This window comes from Escherichia coli DSM 30083 = JCM 1649 = ATCC 11775 (assembly GCF_003697165.2).
Lineage (GTDB): Bacteria > Pseudomonadota > Gammaproteobacteria > Enterobacterales > Enterobacteriaceae > Escherichia > Escherichia coli.
Genome location: NZ_CP033092.2, coordinates 2532866 through 2556512, shown reverse-complemented (window position 1 = coordinate 2556512; position 23647 = coordinate 2532866). Strand labels below are relative to the sequence as shown.

The following is a 23647-nucleotide window of genomic DNA, read 5'->3' as shown; positions in this document are numbered from 1 at the left end:
TTTAATTCCTTTTACACTTGTTTTTATGAAGCCCTTCACAGAATTGTCCTTTCACGATGCCGTCTCTCTGATAATTGATGTTAATTAACAATAAATTTACCAAAAACAAACATGCAAATCACAGGAGTCGCCCATGTCAGTACCCGTTCAACATCCTATGTATATCGATGGACAGTTTGTTACCTGGCGTGGAGACGCATGGATTGATGTGGTAAACCCTGCTACAGAGGTTGTCATTTCCCGCATTCCCGATGGTCAGGCCGAGGATGCCCGTAAGGCAATCGATGCAGCAGAACGTGCACAACCAGAATGGGAAGCGTTGCCTGCTATTGAACGCGCCAGTTGGTTGCGCAAAATCTCCGCCGGGATCCGGGAACGTGCCAGTGAAATCAGTGCGCTGATTGTCGAAGAAGGGGGCAAGATCCAGCAGTTGGCTGAAGTCGAAGTGGCTTTTACTGCGGACTATATCGATTATATGGCGGAGTGGGCACGGCGTTACGAGGGCGAGATTATTCAAAGCGATCGTCCAGGAGAAAATATCCTTCTGTTTAAACGTGCGCTTGGCGTGACTACCGGCATTCTGCCGTGGAACTTTCCGTTCTTCCTCATTGCCCGCAAAATGGCTCCCGCTCTTTTGACCGGTAATACCATCGTCATTAAACCCAGTGAATTTACGCCAAACAATGCGATTGCATTCGCCAAAATCGTTGATGAAATAGGCCTTCCGCGCGGCGTGTTTAACCTTGTACTCGGGCGTGGTGAAACCGTTGGGCAAGAACTGGCGGGTAACCCAAAGGTCGCAATGGTCAGTATGACAGGCAGCGTCTCTGCAGGTGAAAAGATTATGGCGACTGCGGCGAAAAACATCACCAAAGTGTGCCTGGAATTGGGGGGTAAAGCACCGGCTATCGTAATGGACGATGCCGATCTTGAACTGGCAGTCAAAGCCATCGTTGATTCACGCGTCATTAATAGTGGGCAAGTGTGTAACTGTGCAGAACGTGTTTATGTACAGAAAAGCATTTATGATCAGTTCGTCAATCGGCTGGGGGAAGCGATGCAGGCGGTTCAATTTGGTAACCCCGCTGAACGCAACGACATTGCGATGGGACCGTTGATTAACGCCGCGGCGCTGGAAAGGGTTGAGCAAAAAGTGGCGCGCGCAGTAGAAGAAGGGGCGAGAGTGGCGTTGGGTGGCAAAGCGGTAGAGGGGAAAGGATATTATTATCCGCCGACATTGCTGCTGGATGTTCGCCAGGAAATGTCGATTATGCATGAGGAAACCTTTGGCCCGGTTCTGCCGGTGGTCGCATTTGACACGCTGGAAGAGGCTATCTCAATGGCTAATGACAGTGATTACGGCCTGACCTCATCAATCTATACCCAAAATCTGAACGTCGCGATGAAAGCCATTAAAGGGCTGAAGTTTGGTGAAACTTACATCAACCGTGAAAACTTCGAAGCTATGCAAGGCTTCCACGCTGGATGGCGTAAATCCGGTATTGGCGGCGCAGATGGTAAACATGGCTTGCATGAATATCTGCAGACCCAGGTGGTTTATTTACAGTCGTAATGAGTGAAAGAGGCGGAGGTTTTTTCCTCCGCCTGTGCGCGTCAGAGTTTAGCGAATTTTTCGAGGGTGCGAATAAGCTGCGTGACGAAGCCATATTCGTTATCGTACCAGGCGACCGTTTTCACCAGTTGTAAATCGCCCACGGCGGTAATTTCCGTTTGCGTGGCATCAAACACCGAACCGAAATGGCTGCCAATGATATCGGAAGAGACTATTTCTTCATCAGTATAACCAAATGACTCGTTATTGTTTGTCGCCTTTTTAAGCGCGTTGTTCACCTCTTCGGCAGTCACTTTCTTTCCGAGAATCGACACCAGTTCAGTGACCGAACCTGTTTTCACCGGCACGCGTTGCGCATGACCTTTCAGTTTGCCGCTCAGTTCCGGGATCACCAGACCAATGGCTTTTGCCGCCCCCGTAGTGTGGGGAATGATATTTTCTGCCGCTGCGCGTGAAGCACGTAAATCTTTACCACGTGGGCCATCCACCAGTGACTGGGTGCCGGTATAGGCATGAATGGTTGTCATCGTGCCGACTTCTATCCCGAAACTGTCATGCAAGGCTTTGGCCATCGGCGCAAGGCAGTTAGTGGTGCATGACGCCACGGAAACAATGGTGTCGTTGCCATCCAGAGTGTCGTCATTGACGTTATAAACGATGGTTTTCATTTCACCGGCAGGGGCGGAAATCAACACCTTCTTCGCGCCAGCATCAAGATGCGCCTGCGATTTCTCGGCGGAGGTATAAAAGCCTGTACATTCGACAATGATTTCTGCGCCTTTCGCTTTCCACGGAATATTTTTAGCCTCTTTTTCGGCGTAAACCGCGATACTTTTCCCATTAACGATAAGTGAATCTTCCGTATAATCAACGCTCCAGGGGAACGGTCCGTAGTTTGAATCATGTTTCAGCAGGTAGGCGAGAATTTTTGGGGAAGTGAGATCATTAATAGCGACAACGTCTATGTTGCTTTTGACTTCAAGTAATCGACGCAACACCAGTCGACCGATACGACCAAAACCATTAATACCAACTTTACTCATGGTCTTCTCCTGTCAGGAACGTTCGGATGAAAATTGATCCTTTCCAGGCTTAGACCAGGATGGCGGGATGGGCAATCTACATTCTTGCAGCGAAACGTAACGTACTGAAAACAGGTGAACAATATTTAATGAAATTTTAAGAAAAGCCCGTTATGTTAACGGCAAATTATGTTAAAGCAGGAAATGTTATGGGAAATAAATACTCAAGGTTACAAATCAGCATTCACTGGCTGGTCTTTTTGCTGGTTATCGTAGCGTATTGCGCAATGGAGTTTCGTGGTTTCTTCCCACGTAGCGATCGGCCCCTCATCAACATGATTCATGTTTCCTGTGGCATCTCAATTCTCGTACTGATGGTGGTTCGTCTTTTGTTAAGGCTGAAATGCCCAACCCCGCCGATTATACCTAAGCCAAAACCGATGATGACGGGACTGGCGCATTTGGGCCATTTGGTGATTTATCTCCTGTTTATTGCGCTGCCAGTGATTGGTTTGGTGATGATGTATAACCGGGGCAACCCGTGGTTTGCGTTTGGTTTGACGATGCCTTACGCTTCAGAGGCCAATTTCGAACGGGTTGATAGCTTAAAGTCGTGGCATGAAACGCTGGCGAATCTGGGATATTTTGTCATCGGGTTGCACGCTGCGGCTGCACTGGCACACCACTATTTCTGGAAGGACAACACACTTCTACGCATGATGCCGCGTAAACGTTCCTGAAGGATATTTAAAGAAAACGCCTGTACTAAAACCGACCCGTGGTACAGGCGAAGAATACGGGCCTACATCGGAAGCGCCTATTATATTTATTTGTATGACAAATAAAACCATAATCCTTGTCTATACGTCCATCTGGCTTATCTTTAATCAATTCACCCGATCTTTGATCTCATCAACGGTATCAAAATAAACCAGCGTATAACGTTCAAATCGAACATAAGATTCGATAAATCATGGAGGTTATATGAAAAAACTGGCACTTATCCTGGTTATGGGAACGCTTGTTTCCTTTTATGCCGATGCCGGGCGCAAACCCTGTTCTGGTTCGAAAGGGGGGATCTCACACTGTACGGCAGGCGGCAAATTTGTCTGTAATGATGGTTCTATTAGTGCATCGAAAAAAACATGCACTAACTGAAGTGTAAAAGGGGTGCCATGAGAAAATGAATCCGCTAGTCAGATGCGCGGGGGAAAATCCCCGCGCTTGCCCTTACCTGGACGTGCAGGCCATGAGCGCAGCAACTTCCTTATCACCGTCCCGGAACCGCAGTTCGTAGAGCGATTGTCGGGTCAGTGTGAATGTCAGAATCGTGTTACTCTCGCAAGGCCCTGGATTTGCCGTTGTCGCCAGCGAAGTACGGACACTCGCAAGCCGCAGCGCCCAGGCGGCGAAAGAGATTGAAGGCTTGATCAGTGAATCAGTCAGATTAATTGACCTGGGATCGGATGAGGTGGCAACGGCAGGGAAAATCATGTGCACTATTGTTGATGCCGTCGCGAGTGTCACACATATCATGCAGGAAATCGCCACCGCCTCGGGTGAACAAAGTCGAGGCATAACGCAGGTTAGCCAGGCGATTTCTGAAATGGATAAGGTGACGCAACAGAATGCTTCTCTGGTAGAAGAGGCCTCAACGGCAGCGGTGTCCCTTGAAGAACAGGCGGCACGACTAACTGAGGCGGTGGACGTATTCCGTCTCAACAAACATTCTGTGTCGGCAGAACCTCGCGGAGCTTGTGAACCAGTTAGTTTTGCTACGGTGTGAAAATGTTAAAGGAGGGATCGACAGATCCCTTCACCTTTCAGAACGGCATTGATTTTCGAATAGCGTTAATCATCAACTGGCAACCAGAAGAGAACGTCGCATCTACGCGGGTCAGTATTCCAATCGGTTCGCCTGCACCATGACCCGGAACAGGCAGGGCCACCAGCGTGGCATGACGCAGGTCGTCTTTTACAGCGCCAGAAGGGACAAACCACACGTAATCGTATTCAACCGTAAGTTGACGAGATAGCGAAGCAGACAGCGTTTCGATACAACCCGAAGGAATTTTACATCCCTGGCTCTGCACTAATGCATCTGAATGCTGGCGTGGCGCAGTGCCTTCTGGTGATACAACGACCGGCCATTCCAGCACCCGGCTTAGCGTTACGTTCTCCTGAAGTAGCGGGTGATTGGGGCGGACAACCAGCTTCAGCGATTCAAGAAACAGCAGTTCATAATTAAGCCCGTTCATCAGTTCAGGATCTGACATCCGACCAATGCCGATATCGATTTCCCCGGTTTTTAAACCCGCCAGAATCATAGGGTTACTCATTGTCGCAACTTGCAAGGTCGTCTCTTTTTGTTGCTGATGAAACTGACCTATAACCGAAGGTAATATCCCTAGTGCCGCAGTAGGTAGCGCACCAACCCTGACGACATCATTATTAAGACCTTCTTTACGATGAAGCGACTGTCCGGCAGTGTTGATGGCGTCAAGAACTCTGACTGCATGCGTTAAAAATTGTTCGCCGGGTAAGGTAAGTTGCGCCCCCTGACGACCACGCTCAAACAAGCGAGCGCCCGTCAGCTGCTCCAGTTCATTCAATGTCTTAGAGAGCGCAGGTTGACTCAAATTAAGGGTTTCAGCCGCGCGCCCCAAAGTTCCTTGTTGTGCGACAGCTACGAATGTATGAAGGTGGCGCAAACGGATGCGCTGACTAAACAGACTATTTTTTTCCATAAGCGATGTTAAAAACGAAGCGGTGTCGCTGACAAGTGAAGTTGTTTTATTATGATAACTTGATTGCAAAATATTATTAACAATTAAAGCAACTATGTTACAGCAAAATGGATAATATTGATGTTTTCGCGGCGAGATCACAGTTTGTAAATTCTTCCAGCCGGAGTGAATGCGGTTACCTACACTCCAGATTACTGACCACTGGAGGCAGACACTATGGCGAACAGCATCACGGCGGATGAGATTCGGGAACAGTTTTCGCAGGCAATGTCAGCCATGTACCAGCAAGAAGTTCCGCAGTACGGCACGCTGCTGGAACTGGTAGCTGATGTAAATCTGGCGGTGCTGGAAAACAATCCTCAACTGCACGAAAAAATGGTAAATGCAGACGAGCTGGCGCGACTGAATGTTGAACGTCATGGGGCGATTCGCGTTGGGACTGCACAAGAGCTTGCTACTCTTCGGCGGATGTTTGCCATTATGGGGATGTACCCGGTGAGCTATTACGATCTCTCGCAGGCAGGGGTGCCGGTACATTCGACAGCATTTCGGCCCATTGATGATGCTTCTCTGGCGCGTAATCCCTTCCGCGTTTTTACCTCGTTACTCCGTCTTGAGCTTATCGAGAACGAAATTTTGCGCCAGAAAGCGGCGGAGATTCTGCGTCAGCGCGATATCTTCACCCCACGTTGTCGACAACTGTTAGAGGAATATGAGCAGCAGGGCGGTTTTAACGAAACACAGGCACAGGAGTTTGTGCAGGAAGCCCTGGAAACGTTTCGCTGGCACCAGTCAGCAACGGTAGATGAAGAAACCTATCGCGCCTTGCACAACGAAAATCGGTTGATTGCTGATGTGGTCTGTTTTCCTGGATGCCATATCAACCATCTGACGCCACGTACGCTGGATATTGACCGGGTGCAGTCGATGATGCCTGAATGCGGAATTGAACCCAAAGTTCTGATCGAAGGGCCGCCGCGCCGCGAGGTGCCGATTTTACTACGCCAGACCAGCTTTAAAGCACTGGAAGAGACGGTGTTGTTTGCGGGGCAGAAACAGGGCACGCATACCGCGCGCTTTGGTGAAATTGAGCAGCGTGGTGTGGCATTAACGCCGAAAGGGCGACAACTGTATGATGATCTTCTGCGGAACGCTGGAACCGGGCAGGATAATCTCACTCACCAAATGCATTTACAGGAAACCTTCCGCACTTTTCCTGACAGTGAGTTTTTAATGCGTCAGCAAGGGCTGGGATGGTTCCGGTACCGTCTGACGCCTTCGGGTGAGGCGCATCGTCAGGTGATTCATCCCGGAGACGATCCACAGCCCTTAATAGAACGTGGTTGGGTAGTGGCGCAACCCATTACCTATGAAGATTTCTTGCCCGTTAGCGCGGCGGGGATCTTCCAGTCAAATCTGGGTAATGAAACGCGGGCATGCAATCACGGTGATGCCAGTCGCGAAGCATTTGAGCAGGCGTTGGGGTGTCCGGTTTTGGATGAGTTCCAGCTTTATCAGGAAGCGGAAGAACGCAGTAAACGTCGCTGTGGTTTGCTTTAAATTCTGACCATCCGCCTTTGCAAAAATTTGCCTGATTTTACAAACGAATCAGGCTCATCCCATCGACATAAAAAAAATGCCAATTTATGCATATTCTCTGATTTCAACAATTGGATTATTAATAAATATTGTCTAGAGTGAGCGGTCATAAATAAGCACTTTCTTGCCGCTGAAAATGACCAGCGCGGGACCATTCACAACACCAGAAGGACTCACTTTCAGGTATGGATCGTAGACGATTTATTAAAGGTTCAATGGCTATGGCCGCCGTGTGCGGTACCAGCGGCATTGCTTCTCTTTTTTCTCAGGCGGCATTCGCGGCCGATTCTGATATTGCCGACGGGCAAACCCAGCGTTTTGACTTCTCCATTCTACAGTCAATGGCGCACGACTTAGCGCAAACAGCATGGCGTGGTGCACCACGTCCGTTACCTGACACTTTGGCGACAATGACGCCGCAGGCTTATAACAGTATTCAATACGACGCCGAAAAATCGCTCTGGCATAACGTTGAGAACCGTCAACTGGACGCTCAGTTTTTCCATATGGGAATGGGATTCCGTCGCCGCGTTCGTATGTTTTCTGTAGATCCAGCAACACATCTGGCGCGTGAAATTCACTTTCGCCCGGAGTTGTTCAAATACAACGATGCGGGTGTGGATACCAAACAATTAGAAGGGCAAAGCGATCTCGGTTTTGCCGGTTTTCGCGTGTTTAAAGCCCCCGAACTGGCGCGCCGTGATGTAGTATCATTCCTCGGCGCGAGTTATTTCCGCGCCGTTGATGACACATATCAATACGGTTTGTCGGCCCGCGGCCTGGCGATCGACACTTACACCGACAGCAAAGAAGAGTTCCCCGACTTTACCGCCTTCTGGTTTGATACGGTAAAACCAGGGGCAACCACCTTTACCGTTTATGCGTTGCTCGATAGCGCCAGCATTACTGGTGCCTATAAGTTCACTATCCATTGTGAGAAAAATCAGGTGATTATGGATGTGGAAAATCACCTGTATGCGCGCAAAGACATTAAACAGCTGGGCATTGCGCCGATGACCAGTATGTTCAGCTGCGGTACTAATGAACGTCGGATGTGCGACACCATTCATCCGCAAATCCATGACTCTGATCGTCTGTCCATGTGGCGGGGCAACGGCGAGTGGATTTGCCGTCCGCTGAACAATCCGCAAAAATTGCAGTTCAATGCTTACACCGACAACAACCCGAAAGGGTTTGGTTTATTGCAACTGGATCGTGATTTCTCCCATTATCAGGACATTATGGGCTGGTATAACAAACGCCCAAGTCTGTGGGTGGAACCGCGTAACAAGTGGGGTAAGGGCACCATCGGCCTGATGGAAATCCCAACAACGGGCGAAACGCTGGATAACATTGTCTGCTTCTGGCAGCCAGAAAAAGCTGTAAAAGCGGGTGATGAGTTTGCATTCCAGTATCGTCTGTACTGGAGTGCGCAACCGCCTGTTCATTGCCCATTAGCGCGCGTTATGGCGACGCGTACCGGCATGGGCGGTTTCCCGGAAGGTTGGGCGCCAGGTGAACACTATCCCGAAAAATGGGCGCGACGTTTTGCCGTCGATTTCGTTGGTGGTGATCTGAAAGCTGCCGCGCCAAAAGGCATTGAGCCGGTGATTACGCTTTCCAGTGGGGAAGCGAAGCAAATCGAAATTCTCTATATTGAACCCATTGATGGTTATCGTATTCAGTTTGACTGGTATCCGACTTCGGACTCCACTGATCCGGTCGATATGCGGATGTATCTGCGTTGTCAGGGCGACGCTATCAGTGAAACATGGCTGTATCAGTATTTCCCGCCAGCGCCGGATAAACGTCAGTATGTTGATGACCGCGTGATGAGTTAATCGTTTTTTCTTCGGCATCTTCTTCGGGAGGTGCCGTCTGGTTAAACACGATCCCGCTCGCATTTTTCCCTAAGTTAAATGAGTAATCTGATGGTGTGTATTTCAGATACACCTTGTCAGCCACTAACAGGGAGTGCGTATGTTTCCAGAATACCGAGATTTAATATCCCGTCTGAAAAACGAAAATCCTCGCTTTATGTCCTTGTTCGATAAACACAATAAACTTGATCATGAAATTGCCAGAAAGGAAGGTTCCGACGGTCGAGGGTACAATGCGGAAGTGGTCCGCATGAAAAAACAAAAGCTACAGTTAAAAGATGAGATGCTCAAAATCCTGCAGCAGGTGAGCGTCAAAGAGGTGTAAACTTTCCTAAGCCGCCAGCCAGGCGGCTTTTTTAACAGCTGCATGGATTGACTGGAGATAAGATGACTGAAACGATAAAAGTAAGCGAATCACTTGAATTACATGCTGTTGCGGAAAGTCATGTCACACCTCTTTATCAGTTAATCTGTAAAAATAAAACCTGGTTACAGCAGTCGCTAAACTGGCCGCAGTTTGTTCAAAGTGAAGAGGACACGCGAAAAACGGTGCAGGGTAATGTGATGTTGCATCAACGCGGCTATGCCAAAATGTTCATGATTTTCAAAGAAGATGAACTTATCGGCGTTATCTCTTTTAATCGTATTGAACCACTGAATAAAACCGCTGAAATCGGCTACTGGCTGGACGAATCTCATCAGGGGCAGGGGATCATTTCTCAGGCGCTGCAGGCATTGATTCATCATTACGCTCAGTCTGGTGAACTTAGACGCTTCGTGATCAAATGTCGGGTGGACAATCCGCAAAGCAACCAGGTAGCGTTGCGCAATGGTTTTATCCTTGAAGGTTGCCTTAAACAGGCTGAGTTCCTGAATGATGCCTATGATGATGTGAACTTATACGCGCGTATTATCGATTCACAATAACCCTGCCAGCAGCGTTCGCGTAATGCGCTCCTCGCCGTTAATGACTTTTGGACCACGGACATGAATCGTGTCGCCATCAAAGGCTTCAACGACGGCGTGGTCAGTTAACTCCACATGGTTTTCAATTATCACCGCACCTGTAATACGGCTCTCACCTTGTATGACAACGTGCTCGTCGAGCAGAATCGGTCCGCCACGTACCACGGCATTTCCGCCAATCAAGACATGATGTTTTAACACACAATTACCTTCCACAATGGCATATTCCGCCACCTGTGAACTGTAATGAATCGTCGGAATGGCATCTTCTTCTATGCCAGCTTTCACCTGCGCGTGACCGTAGACTTTAGCGCAATCGCATAGCCAGACGTTGTTCTCTTCATTACCTTCAACACTGGCAAAATCAAAAACTTCGGCGCGATGTTCAATAAAAGCATACCGGACGACGGCATCGCCATAAATTTGTGCCTGGTGGACAATACGCGAGGCGCTAACCTTTGCGCGATCATAAATTTGTAGCAGGAGTTGATGGTCGGGCGTTAAGCCTTGTGCGGCGACGATCATAGAATGTTGATCAATTAAGGCGTGACCAAATATTCTACATTGACCACAAACTAATGAGTCACGAATGGTGACACTGTCACTTATATATGCACCCTGGCTGATTTCACTATTATCGATCCAGACATTATCCGTTGCGTAAACCTCTCCCCACAGCACGCTGGTGCCGGTGATACGCGTATTCCCGGAAATCACCGTTCCGCCGAACGCAATAGCATTCTGGTCGTAAATCCAGCAATTTCCTTCCTGTGCTAACACCGTTTCGTGATCGATCCAGCCGCCAGCGCTTCCTGCTATCACATCGTTAAAATCGCTCATGGCGATAATTTGCCGTAATAACACACTTTTTTTAGTGCCATCTTCCTGATAACTAAAGGCTCGCTGTTCTTCACTTAGACGATATTTACGCATAGCGTTTTCCCACAGGTGACTTACTATAACCGTAGCAAATTCTGCGGCTCTGGCTATGCTCGAGAAAATTCCATAAAATGCATTTCAAATATACTTTATAAATTAAACAAAATGAGTAAGAAGATGCAGAGCGATAAAGTGCTCAATTTGCCGGCAGGCTACTTTGGTATTGTGTTGGGGACGATAGGGATGGGATTTGCCTGGCGCTATGCCAGCCAGCTTTGGCAGGTCAGCCACTGGTTGGGTGATGGGCTGGTGATTCTGGCGATGATCATCTGGGGATTATTGACTGGCGCATTTATTACCCGACTCATACGCTTTCCGCATAGCGTGCTGGCAGAAGTGCGCCATCCAGTGCTGAGCAGTTTTGTGAGTTTGTTTCCGGCAACGACGATGCTGGTGGCGATTGGTTTTGTTCCGTGGTTTCGCCCACTGGCGGTGTGCCTGTTCAGTTTTGGTGTCGTGGTTCAGTTGGCTTATGCCGCATGGCAAACTGCGGGATTATGGCGCGGATCTCACCCTGAAGAAGCTACCACGCCTGGACTGTATCTGCCGACAGTTGCCAACAACTTTATCAGCGCAATGGCCTGTGGTGCGTTGGGCTACACCGACGCCGGTCTGGTGTTTTTAGGCGCAGGCGTTTTCTCATGGCTAAGCCTGGAACCGGTGATCTTGCAGCGTCTGCGCAGTTCGGGAGAATTACCCACGGCACTGCGGACATCACTCGGCATTCAGCTCGCTCCTGCGCTGGTGGCCTGTAGTGCCTGGCTGAGCGTCAACGGCGGCGAGGGTGACACGCTGGCGAAAATGCTTTTCGGTTATGGACTGCTGCAACTGCTGTTTATGCTACGTCTGATGCCATGGTATCTCTCCCAGCCATTTAATGCTTCATTCTGGAGTTTCTCGTTCGGTGTATCTGCACTGGCAACCACCGGTTTGCATCTGGGGAGTGGCAGCGATAATGGATTTTTCCATACGCTGGCGGTGCCGCTGTTTATCTTTACCAATTTTATTATTGCAATACTGCTCATCCGTACTTTTGCGCTTCTGATGCAGGGAAAATTGTTAGTCAGAACCGAGCGCGCCGTTTTAATGAAAGCAGAGGACAAAGAATGATCATTCGTGATGAAAACTATTTTACTGATAAATATGAATTAACCCGCACACACTCTGAAGTGCTGGAAGCGGTGAAAGTGGTTAAACCGGGTAAAACGCTGGATCTGGGCTGTGGCAATGGTCGTAACAGTCTTTACCTGGCAGCCAATGGTTATGATGTTGACGCATGGGATAAAAATGCCATGAGTATCGCCAACGTCGAGCGCATTAAGTCCATTGAAAATCTGGATAATTTACACACCCGGGTCGTTGATCTGAATAACCTCACATTTGATGGACAGTACGATTTTATTCTTTCTACTGTGGTGCTGATGTTCCTTGAGGCTAAAACCATCCCAGGGCTGATTGCCAATATGCAACGTTGCACTAAACCTGGCGGTTACAACCTGATTGTGGCGGCGATGGATACCGCTGATTATCCATGTACCGTCGGCTTCCCGTTTGCCTTCAAAGAGGGGGAATTACGTCGATATTACGAAGGCTGGGAGAGGGTGAAATACAATGAAGACGTCGGCGAGCTGCACCGCACCGACGCCAACGGTAATCGTATTAAACTGCGTTTCGCCACGATGCTGGCACGTAAAAAATGATCCGGTAAGAACAAAGCGCGTGAAAATTCCCCACGCTGAGATGGTTTACTGTTCTTCTTTTCGGTAAGCATATTTTTTATCGAAGGGATGTGAAATTAATCACAGTAGTCGAAGTTTTTTAGCCGCTTAACTTACTGAAATTTAACTACTGATGATTGACTTAGCCCCTTTTTCGGCATTGACTATGTCGTCTGAAAAGGGGCTAAAAAATTTATTTTCACCAACACTTTTTTTGCCACAACACGAAGCGGCGCTTTTTGCTATAACTTAGAAAGTAATATAATCATCTCAGGAAACTATTCATGCGTACCACATCATTTGCGAAAGTTGCAGCTTTATGCGGCTTGTTGGCTCTGTCTGGTTGTGCCTCTAAAATCACCCAGCCAGATAAATATTCTGGTTTTTTAAACAATTACTCTGATTTAAAAGAAACAACCTCGGCAACAGGTAAACCTGTTTTACGTTGGGTAGACCCGAGTTTTGATCAAAGCAAATATGACAGCATCGTCTGGAACCCAATCACTTATTATCCGGTACCGAAACCTTCTACCCAGGTAGGGCAGAAAGTTCTGGATAAAATTTTGAACTATACCAACACCGAAATGAAAGAAGCGATAGCGCAGCGTAAACCACTGGTTACCACCGCTGGGCCGCGTAGTCTGATTTTCCGTGGGGCCATTACCGGTGTAGATACCAGTAAAGAAGGGCTGCAATTCTATGAAGTGGTTCCTGTTGCATTAGTGGTTGCGGGGACGCAAATGGCTACAGGCCACCGTACCATGGATACTCGCTTGTATTTTGAAGGTGAGCTGATTGATGCAGCGACTAATAAACCGGTTATCAAGGTCGTTCGTCAGGGCGAAGGTAAAGACCTGAATAACGAAAGTACGCCAATGGCTTTCGAAAATATTAAACAAGTTATTGATGACATGGCGACCGATGCCACCATGTTTGACGTTAACAAAAAGTAGTTCCAGACGCGCCATCGTTAGATGGCGCTTTTTATTATCGGTTTCTGTCAGCGATTAAATTCAACACCACGTAACAAACGCCTCCGGCAATTAATCCCCAAAACGCAGAACCAATCCCGAACAGCGTCAATCCACTTGCCGTTACCAGAAATGCCACCACCGCCGCGTCGCGCTCACGCTCATTATGCAGCGCCTGATACAAACTGCCGCCAATGGTACTCAACAGCGCAAGACCTGCCAGCATCTGGATCCAACTTACGGGCAGGGCAGCCATCATCCCGGTAATGGCACTACCAAACAGACCTGCGATCAAATAAAAAATGCCGGCAACGGCAGCGGCCAGCCAACGTTGATCTTTATCCGGATGCGCTTCCGGGCTTTGGCAAATAGCCGCGGTGATTGCCGCAATACCGACGGAATAAACGCCGAAAGGGGAAAAAACAAGCGCCAGCAATCCAGTAAACACAATCAACGGCGAAACAGGAGCCGAATACCCGGCTGCTTTCATTGCTGCGATACCCGGTGCGTTTTGCGATGCCATCGTCACCAGAAAAAGGGGGAGTGCAACGCTCAGACTGTGAGCAAACGAAAAATCAGGGGGAATATAAGTGGGGAGAACGGGTTTAAAGACAACATCAGTTGTGACAACGTCACCTTGCGCGATAACGATCACGATCCCAATAATCATCGCGGCAATTACCGCATAGCGCGGCGCAACGGCCCTGGTTGCCAGCCATGCCAGCAACATACTGCCACACAACGTAAATTGACCATCCAGACTGGCAAACGCCTGTAAACCAAAACGTAATAAAATCCCGGCAAGCATTGCCGCCGCAAGCGAGTGCGGAATAATGCGCATCAGACGAGCAAAGAGTCCCGTTATGCCGCAGAGGACTATTAACACGTTGGTGACAATAAAAACGCCGATGGTTTCGTTAAGTGTTAGTCCCTGCAATCCGGTGACCAACAAAGCCGCGCCAGGCGTTGACCATGCGGTGAGAACAGGTACGCGATACCATAATGTCAGAGCCAGCGTACTGACGCCCATTGCCAGCCCCAGCGCCGTCATCCAGCCAGAGATTTGTGCAGTGGTGGCTCCGGCGACAATCGCTGCTTGCCAGATTATTGCCGCTGAACTGGCGTAGCCAATTAATACCGCCAGAAACCCCGCCAGTAGCGTGGGTGGAGGAATAGAAAACAGACGCATAGTCACCTCGTGCGTTATAACGTACAGGTACCGTAGCATTTGTCCGTTATAACGCACAAGTGATAAACTTCCGTTTTGCCGGAGGAGTCGCATGGAAAATCTCGCTCGCTTTTTATCCACCACACTTAAACAACTACGTCAGCAGCGCGGCTGGAGTCTTTCGCGACTGGCAGAAGCGACGGGCGTTTCTAAAGCGATGTTAGGGCAGATTGAGCGTAATGAATCCAGCCCGACGGTCGCGACATTATGGAAAATTGCCACCGGGTTGAACGTGCCATTTTCAACATTTATTTCCCCGCCGCAGTCCGCTACGCCTTCAGTTTATGATCCACAACGGCAGGCGATGGTGATCACTTCGCTGTTTCCTTATGATCCACAACTCTGCTTTGAACACTTCTCGATTCAGATGGCACCCGGTGCAATAAGCGAATCGACGCCCCATGAAAAGGGGGTAATCGAACATGTCGTCGTCATTGATGGACAACTTGATCTGTGTGTTGATGGTGAATGGCAGAGCCTTAATTGTGGGGAAGGCGTTCGATTTGCTGCAGACGTCACGCATGTCTATCGTAATGGTGGAGAGCAAACCGTACATTTTCATTCCCTCATCCATTACCCGCGCAGTTAAGCGGGAAAACTATTTCGCAACGTCGCGCTTGTGGCTAAAATAGCCGCCATTTTTCAGCTACTGGATAAGAAAGTGACCGTATCTTCTCATCGTCTTGAACTGTTAAGCCCGGCACGCGATGCCGCCATTGCCCGCGAAGCTATTTTGCACGGTGCCGATGCTGTTTATATCGGCGGCCCTGGTTTTGGTGCCCGTCATAATGCCAGTAATAGCCTGAAAGATATTGCCGAGTTGGTGCCGTTTGCCCATCGTTATGGTGCAAAAATTTTCGTCACGCTTAACACCATTTTGCATGATGATGAGCTGGAACCCGCGCAACGGCTGATTACTGACCTCTACCAGACCGGTGTCGATGCGCTGATTGTTCAGGATATGGGGATTCTGGAACTTGATATTCCGCCGATTGAACTGCACGCCAGTACGCAGTGCGATATTCGTACAGTAGAAAAAGCGAAGTTCCTCTCTGATGTTGGCTTCACGCAGATTGTGCTGGCGCGAGAGCTGAATCTTGAGCAGCTCCGCGCGATTCACCAGGCCACGGACGCGACCATTGAATTCTTTATTCATGGCGCATTGTGCGTGGCCTATTCGGGTCAGTGCTACATTTCTCATGCGCAAACAGGGCGTAGCGCCAACCGTGGCGATTGCTCGCAGGCGTGCCGTTTGCCATACACATTGAAAGACGATCAGGGGCGGGTGGTTTCCTATGAAAAACATCTGCTGTCGATGAAAGATAACGATCAGACTGCCAACCTCGGCGCGCTGATTGATGCTGGCGTACGCTCCTTCAAGATTGAAGGGCGTTACAAAGATATGAGCTACGTGAAGAATATCACCGCCCATTATCGTCAGATGCTGGATGCCATTATTGAAGAACGTGGCGATCTGGCGCGCGCTTCATCAGGTCGTACTGAACATTTCTTTGTTCCATCGACGGAAAAGACTTTCCACCGTGGTAGCACAGATTATTTTGTGAATGCCCGTAAAGGCGATATTGGCGCGTTCGATTCGCCGAAATTTATCGGCCTGCCGGTGGGCGAAGTATTGAAAGTAGCGAAAGATCATATTGATGTTGCCGTTACCGAGCCACTGGCAAATGGCGATGGCCTGAACGTGATGATTAAACGTGAAGTCGTCGGTTTTCGTGCCAATACGGTAGAGAAAACCGGAGAAAATCAGTACCGCGTCTGGCCCAATGAAATGCCAGCAGATTTGCACAAAATTCGCCCGCATCACCCACTAAACCGTAATCTTGATCATAACTGGCAGCAGGCACTGACAAAAACCTCCAGCGAACGTCGGGTGGCGGTAGACATTGAACTGGGCGGCTGGCAGGAACAACTGATTCTGACCCTCACCAGTGAAGAGGGTGTCAGCATCACACATACGCTGGACGGGCAGTTCGACGAAGCCAATAACGCCGAAAAAGCAATGAACAATCTGAAGGATGGTCTGGCAAAACTGGGGCAAACCATCTATTACGCCCGCAATGTGCAAATTAATTTGCCGGGGGCGCTGTTTGTACCAAACAGTCTGTTAAACCAGTTCCGCCGTGAAGCCGCCGATATGCTTGATGCTGCGCGTCTTGCCAGTTACCAGCGCGGCAGCCGTAAACCGGTTGCTGATCCTGCGCCAGTTTATCCGCAAACGCATCTGAGTTTCCTCGCGAACGTATACAACCAGAAAGCGCGTGAATTTTATCATCGCTATGGTGTGCAACTGATTGACGCGGCGTATGAGGCACATGAAGAGAAGGGCGAAGTCCCGGTGATGATCACCAAGCATTGTCTGCGCTTTGCCTTCAATCTGTGCCCGAAACAGGCGAAAGGCAATATCAAAAGCTGGAAGGCGACGCCAATGCAACTGGTTAACGGCGATGAAGTATTAACGCTAAAGTTTGATTGCCGCCCATGCGAGATGCACGTCATTGGCAAAATCAAAAATCACATACTGAAAATGCCGTTACCGGGAAGCGTAGTGGCATCCGTAAGTCCGGATGATCTGCTGAAAACATTGCCGAAGCGAAAAGGGTAAAACGCCAGTTTTCGGGTTACTCACCACTCATCAAATCTGCATGATATTGCCTGCCGGGTAAGGTGTCACGCCGCATCCGGCAACACACGACTCAACGCTGTCCCGCTTCTGGTTTGCGCGATTTTTGCCAGTAAAAATGCTCGCGCAAACCTTCCGCCGACTCTTCCGCCACAGCACGCAATTCATCGCTGTCCGCTTCATGACGCAACTGATGATCCACATTCTTTACCCACATAAATTCATGTCCTTTGTGCCCTGCCATGAGTTGTCCTGAGAACAGTGCACACGTTAATAAGACAACCGATAACGCCTTCGAAAACATCCCGCCACCTTTTTCTAACCTTTTGCCGCTATGATGCCGATCGTTTCTTGAGGTTATTATTCAGTTTTGCAAATTAGAGCAAAGAAATTCTGGAATCTTCCTTCCTGATTTTGCATTGCATTCTGCCGTTGCGGCGATTTAGTGCTATTTTCGAGCACATTACACACGGAGGTAAACTTCGCCATTAAATAGTCACGATCACTTTATTGAAGTGCCTTTGAGCGTCGCCTCTAAGGTATTGCTGTTAAATGCTTTTTTACAGTCAGAAATCACTCAGCAAGAGTTAGCCCGGCGAATTGGCAAACATAAACAGGAGATTACTCGCCTATTTAATTTGCACCATGCGACAAAAATCGACGCCGTCCAGCTCGCGGCTAATGCGCTTGGCAAAGAGTTATCGCTGGTGATGGTTTGATTACAGTTAATGAAAAGTTGTCATTTTTAACAACTGATATAGACTGCCGAATCATCTGCACATAATTACGATTCGATAATGAAAAAATACCAGCAGCTTGCAGAACAATTACGCGAGCAGATTGCGTCGGGTATCTGGCAACCCGGCGATCGTTTGCCTTCGTTGCGTGACCAGGTGGCGCTTTCTGGCATGAGCTTTATGACTGTCAGCCATGCCTATCAGTTGCTCGAAAGTCAGGGATATATTATCGCGCGACCGCAATCGGGTTATTACGTTGCGCCACAGGCAATAAAAATGCCGAAAGCGACAGTCATTCCAGTCACACGAGATGAAGCAGTCGATATCAACACCTATATTTTTGATATGTTGCAGGCCAGTCGCGATCCGTCGGTAGTTCCGTTTGCCTCGGCCTTTCCCGACCCGCGACTTTTCCCCCTCCAACAACTAAACCGCTCGCTGGCGCAGGTAAGCAAAACCGCCACGGCGATGAGCGTGATTGAAAACTTACCGCCAGGAAACGTAGAACTGCGTCAGGCTATTGCTCGTCGCTATGCCTTACAGGGCATCACCATTTCACCTGATGAAATTGTCATTACCGCCGGGGCGTTAGAGGCATTAAACCTCAGTTTGCAAGCGGTAACTGAACCGGGCGATTGGGTGATAGTAGAGAATCCTTGTTTCTACGGCGCGTTGCAGGCGCTGGAGCGGTTACGGCTGAAGGCGTTATCGGTAGCGACGGATATTAAAGAAGGGATCGATCTTCAGGCGCTGGAACTGGCGTTGCAGGAGTATCCGGTGAAAGCGTGCTGGCTGATGACTAATAGCCAGAACCCACTTGGATTTACCTTAACGCCGCAGAAAAAAGTGCGGCTGGTAGCGTTGCTCAATCAGTACAACGTAACGCTGATTGAAGATGACGTTTATAGCGAACTTTATTTTGGACGGGAAAAACCGCTGCCTGCGAAAGCGTGGGATCGCCACGATGGTGTTTTGCATTGCTCTTCGTTTTCGAAATGTCTGGTGCCTGGTTTTCGTATTGGTTGGGTCGCCGCCGGAAAACATGCACGTAAAATTCAACGCTTGCAGTTGATGAGTACGCTTTCCACCAGCTCACCGATGCAGCTTGCGCTGGTGGATTACCTTTCTACTCGCCGATACGATGCTCATCTTCGTCGCCTGCGTCGCCAGCTTGCGGAACGTAAACAACGCGCCTGGCAGGCTTTGCTGCGTTATCTGCCTGCGGAAGTCAAAATTCATCACAATGACAGCGGTTATTTTCTCTGGCTGGAGCTCCCCGAGCCGTTAGATGCAGGAGAATTAAGCCTGGTGGCACTGACGCATCATATCAGTATTGCGCCGGGTAATATGTTTTCTACCGGTGAAAACTGGTCACGTTTTTTTCGTTTTAATACCGCGTGGCAGTGGGGAGAACGTGAAGAACAGGCGGTAAAACAATTAGGCAAACTTATTCAAGAACGGCTGTAATAGCGTTTAATTTAATTCCTCTCAGGTTGGGTAATATGAATTTCGAATAGCAGTCATATATCCTAACTCCTTGTCTATACTCCAGAAGATAACCTTACAGACGGCATAATGCGCGGTAGCTCACAACCTGATTAAATTTTCTCAGGGCCGAAGGTGTGCCTGCAAGCCGCCGTCTATGGTTAAACAAGGAGATATTTTTACGGCACGGCGGCTGAACAATTAATTACGACAGGAGTAAGACCTTATGAGCAAGACATTTGCCCGCAGCAGCCTGTGTGCGCTCAGCATGACAATAATGACCGCTCACGCCGCCGAACCGCCTACCAATTTAGAGAATCCGGAAGGGCGACTGGATATTATCGCCTGGCCGGGATACATCGAACGCGGACAAACTGATAAACAGTACGACTGGGTAACGCAATTCGAAAAAGAGACAGGCTGCGCGGTGAATGTTAAAACCGCCGCGACTTCCGATGAAATGGTCAGTCTGATGGTCAAAGGGGGTTACGATCTGGTTACGGCATCCGGCGATGCCTCGCTGCGTTTGATTATGGGCAAACGCGTGCAGCCAATTAATACCGCCTTGATTCCCAACTGGAAAGCGCTCGATCCGCGCGTGGTTAAAGGCGACTGGTTTAACGTTGGCGGCAAAGTTTACGGCACACCTTACCAATGGGGGCCGAACCTGCTGATGTACATCACTAAAACCTTCCCGACGCCGCCGGATAGCTGGCAAGTGGTTTTTGTTGAGCAGAATCTGCCGGACGGCAAGAGCAATAAAGGCCGGGTACAGGCTTATGATGGCCCTATCTACATTGCGGATGCCGCGTTGTTCGTCAAAGCCACGCAGCCACAGTTGGGCATCAGCGATCCGTATCAACTCACCGAAGAACAGTATCAGGCGGTGCTGAAAGTGCTGCGCGATCAACATAGTTTGATCCATCGCTACTGGCATGACACTACCGTGCAAATGAGCGATTTCAAAAACGAGGGTGTGGTTGCTTCCAGTGCATGGCCCTATCAGGCCAACGCCCTGAAAGCCGAAGGCCAGCCTGTCGCTACCGTTTTCCCGAAGGAGGGCGTTACCGGTTGGGCTGACACCACCATGCTACATAGCGAAGCGAAACATCCGGTTTGCGCCTACAAATGGATGAACTGGTCATTAACCCCAAAAGTGCAGGGCGATGTGGCGGCCTGGTTTGGCTCGTTACCAGTAGTGCCGCAAGGGTGTAAAGCCAGTCCGTTATTAGGCGAGAAAGGTTGTGAAACAAACGGTTTTAACTATTTCGATAAAATCGCCTTCTGGAAAACGCCTATAGCAGAAGGGGGCAAGTTTGTTCCCTACAGTCGCTGGACGCAGGATTACATTGCCATTATGGGCGGTCGCTAACTTCGCTGGGGTGTTTTATGACGTACGCAGTGGAGTTTGACAACGTCTCACGGTTGTACGGTGACGTGCGCGCAGTAAATGGCGTCAGTATTGCGATAAAAGATGGTGAGTTCTTCTCTATGCTGGGGCCGTCCGGCTCCGGCAAAACCACTTGCCTGCGCCTGATTGCTGGATTCGAACAGCTTTCCGGCGGGGCTATCTCTATTTTTGGTACGCCCGCCAGCAATCTGCCACCGTGGGAGCGGGACGTGAATACTGTCTTCCAGGACTACGCGCTATTTCCGCATATGTCGATTCTTGACAACGTAGCCTACGGGCTGATGGTCAAAGGCGTGAATAAAAAGCAGCGGCACGCAATGGCGCAAGAGGCGCTTGAGAAAGTGGCGTTGGGGTTTGTACAGCAACGTAAACCGTCACAACTTTCTGGTGGTCAGCGCCAGCGAGTCGCCATCGCCAGAGCACTGGTGAACGAACCGCGTGTGTTGTTGCTGGATGAACCGCTCGGCGCGCTGGATCTCAAATTGCGCGAGCAAATGCAGCTTGAGCTGAAAAAGCTGCAACAGTCTCTCGGTATCACTTTTATCTTCGTTACCCACGATCAGGGCGAAGCGTTATCGATGTCCGATCGGGTGGCGGTTTTCAATAATGGACGCATTGAACAGGTCGATTCTCCGCGCGATCTCTATATGCGCCCGCGCACGCCGTTTGTTGCGGGATTCGTTGGGACATCGAATGTTTTTGATGGACTGATGGCAGAGAAACTTTGTGGCATGACGGGAAGCTTCGCACTACGACCGGAACATATCCGCCTCAACACCCCTGGAGAAATGCAGGCTAATGGCACGATCCAGGCGGTGCAGTATCAGGGCGCGGCAACTCGTTTTGAACTGACACTGAGCGGCGGTGAAAAACTGCTGGTGAGTCAGGCCAATATGACAGGCGAAGAACTGCCTGCCACGCTCACGCCCGGACAACAGGTGATGGTTTCCTGGTCGCGTGATGTGATGGTGGCGCTGGTTGAGGAGAGGTGAATGGCGATGAACGTATTGCAATCACCTTCACGTCCAGGTCTGGGTAAGGTGCCCGGTTTCTTCTGGCGTAATCCGGGGCTGGGGCTGTTTTTGCTGCTGCTTGGCCCGCTAATGTGGTTTGGCATTGTCTATTTCGGCTCGCTGCTGACGCTGTTATGGCAGGGCTTTTATACCTTTGACGATTTCACCATGTCGGTAACGCCGGAACTGACGCTGGCGAATATCCGTGCGCTGTTTAATCCGGCGAATTACGACATCATTGTCCGCACGCTGACCATGGCTGTGGCGGTGACTATCGCCAGCGCCATTCTGGCTTTTCCAATGGCGTGGTATATGGCGCGCTATACCAGCGGAAAAATGAAAGCGTTTTTTTATATTGCGGTAATGTTGCCGATGTGGGCGAGCTACATTGTTAAAGCCTATGCCTGGACGTTATTGCTGGCAAAAGATGGCGTGGCGCAGTGGTTTTTACAACATCTGGGGCTGGAACCACTGCTGACTGCGTTCCTCACGCTACCGGCGGTGGGCGGCAATACGCTGTCAACTTCCGGGCTGGGGCGCTTTCTGGTGTTTCTCTATATCTGGTTGCCGTTCATGATCCTCCCGGTGCAGGCGGCGCTTGAGCGTTTGCCGCCGTCATTGTTGCAGGCGTCGGCTGATCTTGGCGCACGTCCACGACAAACCTTTCGCTATGTGGTGCTGCCGCTGGCAATCCCGGGTATTGCCGCTGGCTCTATCTTTACCTTCTCACTCACGCTGGGCGATTTTATTGTCCCGCAGCTGGTTGGCCCTCCAGGATATTTTATCGGCAATATGGTTTATTCCCAGCAGGGGGCGATTGGCAATATGCCGATGGCGGCGGCATTCACCCTGGTGCCGATTGTTCTCATCGCACTCTATCTGGCGTTTGTGAAACGTCTGGGAGCGTTCGATGCACTCTGAACGCGCACCGTTTTTCCTCAAACTGGCGGCCTGGGGCGGCGTGGTTTTCCTACATTTTCCCATCCTGATTATCGCTGCCTATGCGTTTAACACTGAAGATGCGGCGTTTAGTTTTCCACCGCAAGGCCTGACGCTGCGCTGGTTTAGCGTGGCAGCACAGCGTAGTGATATCCTTGATTCCGTGACACTGTCACTTAAAGTGGCGGCGCTGGCGACATTAATCGCGCTGGTGTTAGGGACGCTGGCAGCTGCCGCGCTGTGGCGACGAGACTTTTTCGGCAAAAACGCCATTTCGCTGTTACTGTTGCTGCCCATTGCGCTGCCGGGCATTGTCACTGGTCTGGCGCTATTAACCGCCTTTAAAACCATCAATCTGGAGCCAGGATTTTTCACCATCGTGGTCGGTCATGCGACTTTTTGCGTAGTGGTGGTGTTTAACAATGTCATCGCCCGTTTTCGCCGCACCTCGTGGAGTCTGGTTGAGGCGTCAATGGATCTTGGGGCCAATGGCTGGCAAACCTTCCGCTACGTAGTGTTGCCGAATCTCAGTTCGGCGTTACTGGCTGGAGGAATGCTGGCGTTTGCCTTGTCGTTCGATGAAATCATCGTGACGACTTTTACGGCAGGTCATGAACGAACGTTACCGTTGTGGTTGCTCAATCAGCTTGGGCGACCGCGTGATGTCCCGGTAACCAACGTGGTGGCACTGCTGGTTATGTTGGTAACAACCTTGCCGATCCTGGGGGCCTGGTGGCTAACCCGCGAAGGCGACAATGGTCAATAACCACTGATACAG

At 49.8% G+C, this 23647-nt stretch carries 22 protein-coding genes and 4 pseudogenes; 20 read left to right on the top strand and 6 right to left on the bottom strand.

The window, feature by feature from the left end; genetic code table 11:
• Positions 1–133 precede the first annotated feature (133 nt).
• On the top strand, positions 134–1573 hold the full coding sequence (gene aldA / locus EAS44_RS13465) for an aldehyde dehydrogenase (RefSeq protein ID WP_000115979.1): 1440 nt from the start codon (positions 134–136) through the stop codon (positions 1571–1573).
• A 41-nt stretch (positions 1574–1614) separates the two neighbouring features.
• On the opposite strand, the gene gap is transcribed toward aldA, so the two are convergent.
• Entirely contained in the window at positions 1615–2616 is a 1002-nt protein-coding gene (gene gap / locus EAS44_RS13460) for a type I glyceraldehyde-3-phosphate dehydrogenase (protein ID WP_000048694.1), read from the bottom strand.
• A gap of 188 nt (positions 2617–2804) precedes the next feature.
• On the opposite strand from gap, the gene cybB reads away from it, so the two are divergent.
• The 3 genes and pseudogenes from cybB (at position 2805) to EAS44_RS25380 (ending at position 3848) form a co-directional block, all read left to right on the top strand.
• Entirely contained in the window at positions 2805–3335 is a 531-nt protein-coding gene (gene cybB / locus EAS44_RS13455; protein WP_001350640.1) for a cytochrome b561, read from the top strand.
• Between the two features lie 244 nt (positions 3336–3579).
• Positions 3580–3753, top strand: coding sequence for a hypothetical protein (locus tag EAS44_RS13450; protein WP_000731859.1), 174 nt, complete (start codon positions 3580–3582; stop codon positions 3751–3753).
• A gap of 25 nt (positions 3754–3778) precedes the next feature.
• Positions 3779–3848 (top strand): annotated as a pseudogene (locus tag EAS44_RS25380) (hypothetical protein).
• Here EAS44_RS25380 and EAS44_RS13445 read toward each other — a convergent pair.
• A pseudogene (locus EAS44_RS13445) lies at positions 3826–3927 on the bottom strand (Hok/Gef family protein); the annotation flags it as partial. The pseudogenes EAS44_RS25380 and EAS44_RS13445 overlap by 23 nt on opposite strands.
• A 10-nt stretch (positions 3928–3937) precedes the next feature.
• On the opposite strand from EAS44_RS13445, the pseudogene EAS44_RS13440 reads away from it, so the two are divergent.
• Positions 3938–4381 (top strand): annotated as a pseudogene (locus EAS44_RS13440) (methyl-accepting chemotaxis protein); the annotation flags it as partial.
• Between the two features lie 37 nt (positions 4382–4418).
• On the opposite strand, the gene ydcI reads toward EAS44_RS13440, so the two are convergent.
• Complete coding sequence (gene ydcI, locus EAS44_RS13435; RefSeq protein WP_000414563.1) at positions 4419–5342, bottom strand: LysR substrate-binding domain-containing protein; 924 nt, start codon at positions 5340–5342, stop codon at positions 4419–4421.
• Between the two features lie 216 nt (positions 5343–5558).
• On the opposite strand from ydcI, the gene ydcJ reads away from it, so the two are divergent.
• From ydcJ to rimL, 4 genes are all read left to right on the top strand, one after another.
• Complete coding sequence (gene ydcJ / locus EAS44_RS13430) at positions 5559–6902, top strand: VOC family protein (RefSeq protein WP_000013804.1); 1344 nt, start codon at positions 5559–5561, stop codon at positions 6900–6902.
• Between the two features lie 224 nt (positions 6903–7126).
• The gene (gene opgD / locus EAS44_RS13425; protein WP_000375944.1) at positions 7127–8782 is read left to right on the top strand and encodes a glucan biosynthesis protein OpgD; all 1656 of its coding nucleotides are present in this window, start codon (positions 7127–7129) and stop codon (positions 8780–8782) included.
• A 139-nt stretch (positions 8783–8921) separates the two neighbouring features.
• On the top strand, positions 8922–9146 hold the full coding sequence (gene ydcH / locus EAS44_RS13420; protein ID WP_001296056.1) for a YdcH family protein: 225 nt from the start codon (positions 8922–8924) through the stop codon (positions 9144–9146).
• 62 nt (positions 9147–9208) lie between these two features.
• The gene (gene rimL, locus EAS44_RS13415; protein WP_001299372.1) at positions 9209–9748 is read left to right on the top strand and encodes a 50S ribosomal protein L7/L12-serine acetyltransferase; all 540 of its coding nucleotides are present in this window, start codon (positions 9209–9211) and stop codon (positions 9746–9748) included.
• Here rimL and ydcK read toward each other — a convergent pair.
• On the bottom strand, positions 9740–10720 hold the full coding sequence (ydcK, locus tag EAS44_RS13410) for a YdcK family protein (RefSeq protein ID WP_001234082.1): 981 nt from the start codon (positions 10718–10720) through the stop codon (positions 9740–9742). The genes rimL and ydcK overlap by 9 nt on opposite strands.
• A 123-nt stretch (positions 10721–10843) precedes the next feature.
• Here ydcK and tehA point away from each other — a divergent pair, with 123 nt between their 5' ends.
• The 3 genes from tehA (at position 10844) to ydcL (ending at position 13397) form a co-directional block, all read left to right on the top strand.
• Positions 10844–11836: a dicarboxylate transporter/tellurite-resistance protein TehA gene (gene tehA, locus EAS44_RS13405; protein ID WP_001350638.1), complete on the top strand. Its 993-nt coding sequence runs from the start codon at positions 10844–10846 to the stop codon at positions 11834–11836.
• Entirely contained in the window at positions 11833–12426 is a 594-nt protein-coding gene (gene tehB / locus EAS44_RS13400; RefSeq protein ID WP_000586720.1) for a tellurite resistance methyltransferase TehB, read from the top strand. Before tehA ends, tehB begins: the two co-directional genes overlap by 4 nt.
• 302 nt (positions 12427–12728) lie before the next feature.
• Positions 12729–13397 (top strand): DUF3313 domain-containing protein, encoded by a 669-nt coding sequence (ydcL, locus tag EAS44_RS13395; RefSeq protein WP_001261013.1) that lies wholly within the window; start codon positions 12729–12731, stop codon positions 13395–13397.
• 34 nt (positions 13398–13431) lie between these two features.
• On the opposite strand, the gene ydcO is transcribed toward ydcL, so the two are convergent.
• Entirely contained in the window at positions 13432–14604 is a 1173-nt protein-coding gene (gene ydcO / locus EAS44_RS13390; RefSeq protein WP_001236234.1) for a BenE family transporter YdcO, read from the bottom strand.
• A 91-nt stretch (positions 14605–14695) separates the two neighbouring features.
• Here ydcO and sutR point away from each other — a divergent pair, with 91 nt between their 5' ends.
• Positions 14696–15232: a DNA-binding transcriptional regulator SutR gene (gene sutR / locus EAS44_RS13385; RefSeq protein ID WP_000429162.1), complete on the top strand. Its 537-nt coding sequence runs from the start codon at positions 14696–14698 to the stop codon at positions 15230–15232.
• A 72-nt stretch (positions 15233–15304) separates the two neighbouring features.
• A complete protein-coding gene (gene rlhA, locus EAS44_RS13380) occupies positions 15305–17266 on the top strand; it encodes a 23S rRNA 5-hydroxycytidine C2501 synthase (RefSeq protein ID WP_001350637.1) in 1962 nt (653 codons plus the stop codon).
• A 91-nt stretch (positions 17267–17357) separates the two neighbouring features.
• On the opposite strand, the gene yncJ is transcribed toward rlhA, so the two are convergent.
• On the bottom strand, positions 17358–17588 hold the full coding sequence (gene yncJ, locus EAS44_RS13375; protein WP_000491567.1) for a DUF2554 family protein: 231 nt from the start codon (positions 17586–17588) through the stop codon (positions 17358–17360).
• A gap of 178 nt (positions 17589–17766) precedes the next feature.
• On the opposite strand from yncJ, the pseudogene hicB reads away from it, so the two are divergent.
• The 6 genes and pseudogenes from hicB to ydcV all read left to right on the top strand — a co-directional run.
• Positions 17767–18003 (top strand): annotated as a pseudogene (gene hicB, locus EAS44_RS13370) (type II toxin-antitoxin system antitoxin HicB); the annotation flags it as partial.
• Between the two features lie 78 nt (positions 18004–18081).
• A complete protein-coding gene (gene ydcR, locus EAS44_RS13365; protein WP_000760643.1) occupies positions 18082–19488 on the top strand; it encodes a PLP-dependent aminotransferase family protein in 1407 nt (468 codons plus the stop codon).
• Positions 19489–19732: 244 nt separating this feature from the next.
• A complete protein-coding gene (gene ydcS, locus EAS44_RS13360; protein WP_000047438.1) occupies positions 19733–20878 on the top strand; it encodes a putative ABC transporter substrate-binding protein YdcS in 1146 nt (381 codons plus the stop codon).
• Between the two features lie 17 nt (positions 20879–20895).
• A complete protein-coding gene (ydcT, locus tag EAS44_RS13355) occupies positions 20896–21909 on the top strand; it encodes an ABC transporter ATP-binding protein (RefSeq protein WP_000220436.1) in 1014 nt (337 codons plus the stop codon).
• Positions 21910–22851, top strand: coding sequence for an ABC transporter permease (gene ydcU, locus EAS44_RS13350; protein WP_001251302.1), 942 nt, complete (start codon positions 21910–21912; stop codon positions 22849–22851). It begins immediately after the preceding gene.
• Positions 22841–23635: an ABC transporter permease gene (ydcV, locus tag EAS44_RS13345; RefSeq protein ID WP_000555475.1), complete on the top strand. Its 795-nt coding sequence runs from the start codon at positions 22841–22843 to the stop codon at positions 23633–23635. The genes ydcU and ydcV overlap by 11 nt, the downstream gene beginning before the upstream one ends.
• The last annotated feature ends 12 nt before the right edge of the window (positions 23636–23647 follow it).

Bases quoted from the DNA above. Each gene is read 5' to 3' on its own strand.
- ydcR (WP_000760643.1), top strand. From the start codon at position 18,082: ATGAAAAAATACCAGCAGCTTGCAGAACAATTACGCGAGCAGATTGCG.
- sutR (WP_000429162.1), top strand. From the start codon at position 14,696: ATGGAAAATCTCGCTCGCTTTTTATCCACCACACTTAAACAACTACGT.
- ydcT (WP_000220436.1), top strand. From the start codon at position 20,896: ATGACGTACGCAGTGGAGTTTGACAACGTCTCACGGTTGTACGGTGAC.
- tehA (WP_001350638.1), top strand. From the start codon at position 10,844: ATGCAGAGCGATAAAGTGCTCAATTTGCCGGCAGGCTACTTTGGTATT.
- cybB (WP_001350640.1), top strand. From the start codon at position 2,805: ATGGGAAATAAATACTCAAGGTTACAAATCAGCATTCACTGGCTGGTC.
- ydcH (WP_001296056.1), top strand. From the start codon at position 8,922: ATGTTTCCAGAATACCGAGATTTAATATCCCGTCTGAAAAACGAAAAT.
- ydcU (WP_001251302.1), top strand. From the start codon at position 21,910: ATGGCGATGAACGTATTGCAATCACCTTCACGTCCAGGTCTGGGTAAG.
- ydcO (WP_001236234.1), bottom strand. From the start codon at position 14,604: ATGCGTCTGTTTTCTATTCCTCCACCCACGCTACTGGCGGGGTTTCTG.
- ydcS (WP_000047438.1), top strand. From the start codon at position 19,733: ATGAGCAAGACATTTGCCCGCAGCAGCCTGTGTGCGCTCAGCATGACA.
- yncJ (WP_000491567.1), bottom strand. From the start codon at position 17,588: ATGTTTTCGAAGGCGTTATCGGTTGTCTTATTAACGTGTGCACTGTTC.
- tehB (WP_000586720.1), top strand. From the start codon at position 11,833: ATGATCATTCGTGATGAAAACTATTTTACTGATAAATATGAATTAACC.
- ydcV (WP_000555475.1), top strand. From the start codon at position 22,841: ATGCACTCTGAACGCGCACCGTTTTTCCTCAAACTGGCGGCCTGGGGC.
- ydcK (WP_001234082.1), bottom strand. From the start codon at position 10,720: ATGCGTAAATATCGTCTAAGTGAAGAACAGCGAGCCTTTAGTTATCAG.
- opgD (WP_000375944.1), top strand. From the start codon at position 7,127: ATGGATCGTAGACGATTTATTAAAGGTTCAATGGCTATGGCCGCCGTG.
- EAS44_RS13450 (WP_000731859.1), top strand. From the start codon at position 3,580: ATGAAAAAACTGGCACTTATCCTGGTTATGGGAACGCTTGTTTCCTTT.
- ydcL (WP_001261013.1), top strand. From the start codon at position 12,729: ATGCGTACCACATCATTTGCGAAAGTTGCAGCTTTATGCGGCTTGTTG.
- ydcI (WP_000414563.1), bottom strand. From the start codon at position 5,342: ATGGAAAAAAATAGTCTGTTTAGTCAGCGCATCCGTTTGCGCCACCTT.
- gap (WP_000048694.1), bottom strand. From the start codon at position 2,616: ATGAGTAAAGTTGGTATTAATGGTTTTGGTCGTATCGGTCGACTGGTG.
- rimL (WP_001299372.1), top strand. From the start codon at position 9,209: ATGACTGAAACGATAAAAGTAAGCGAATCACTTGAATTACATGCTGTT.
- aldA (WP_000115979.1), top strand. From the start codon at position 134: ATGTCAGTACCCGTTCAACATCCTATGTATATCGATGGACAGTTTGTT.
- ydcJ (WP_000013804.1), top strand. From the start codon at position 5,559: ATGGCGAACAGCATCACGGCGGATGAGATTCGGGAACAGTTTTCGCAG.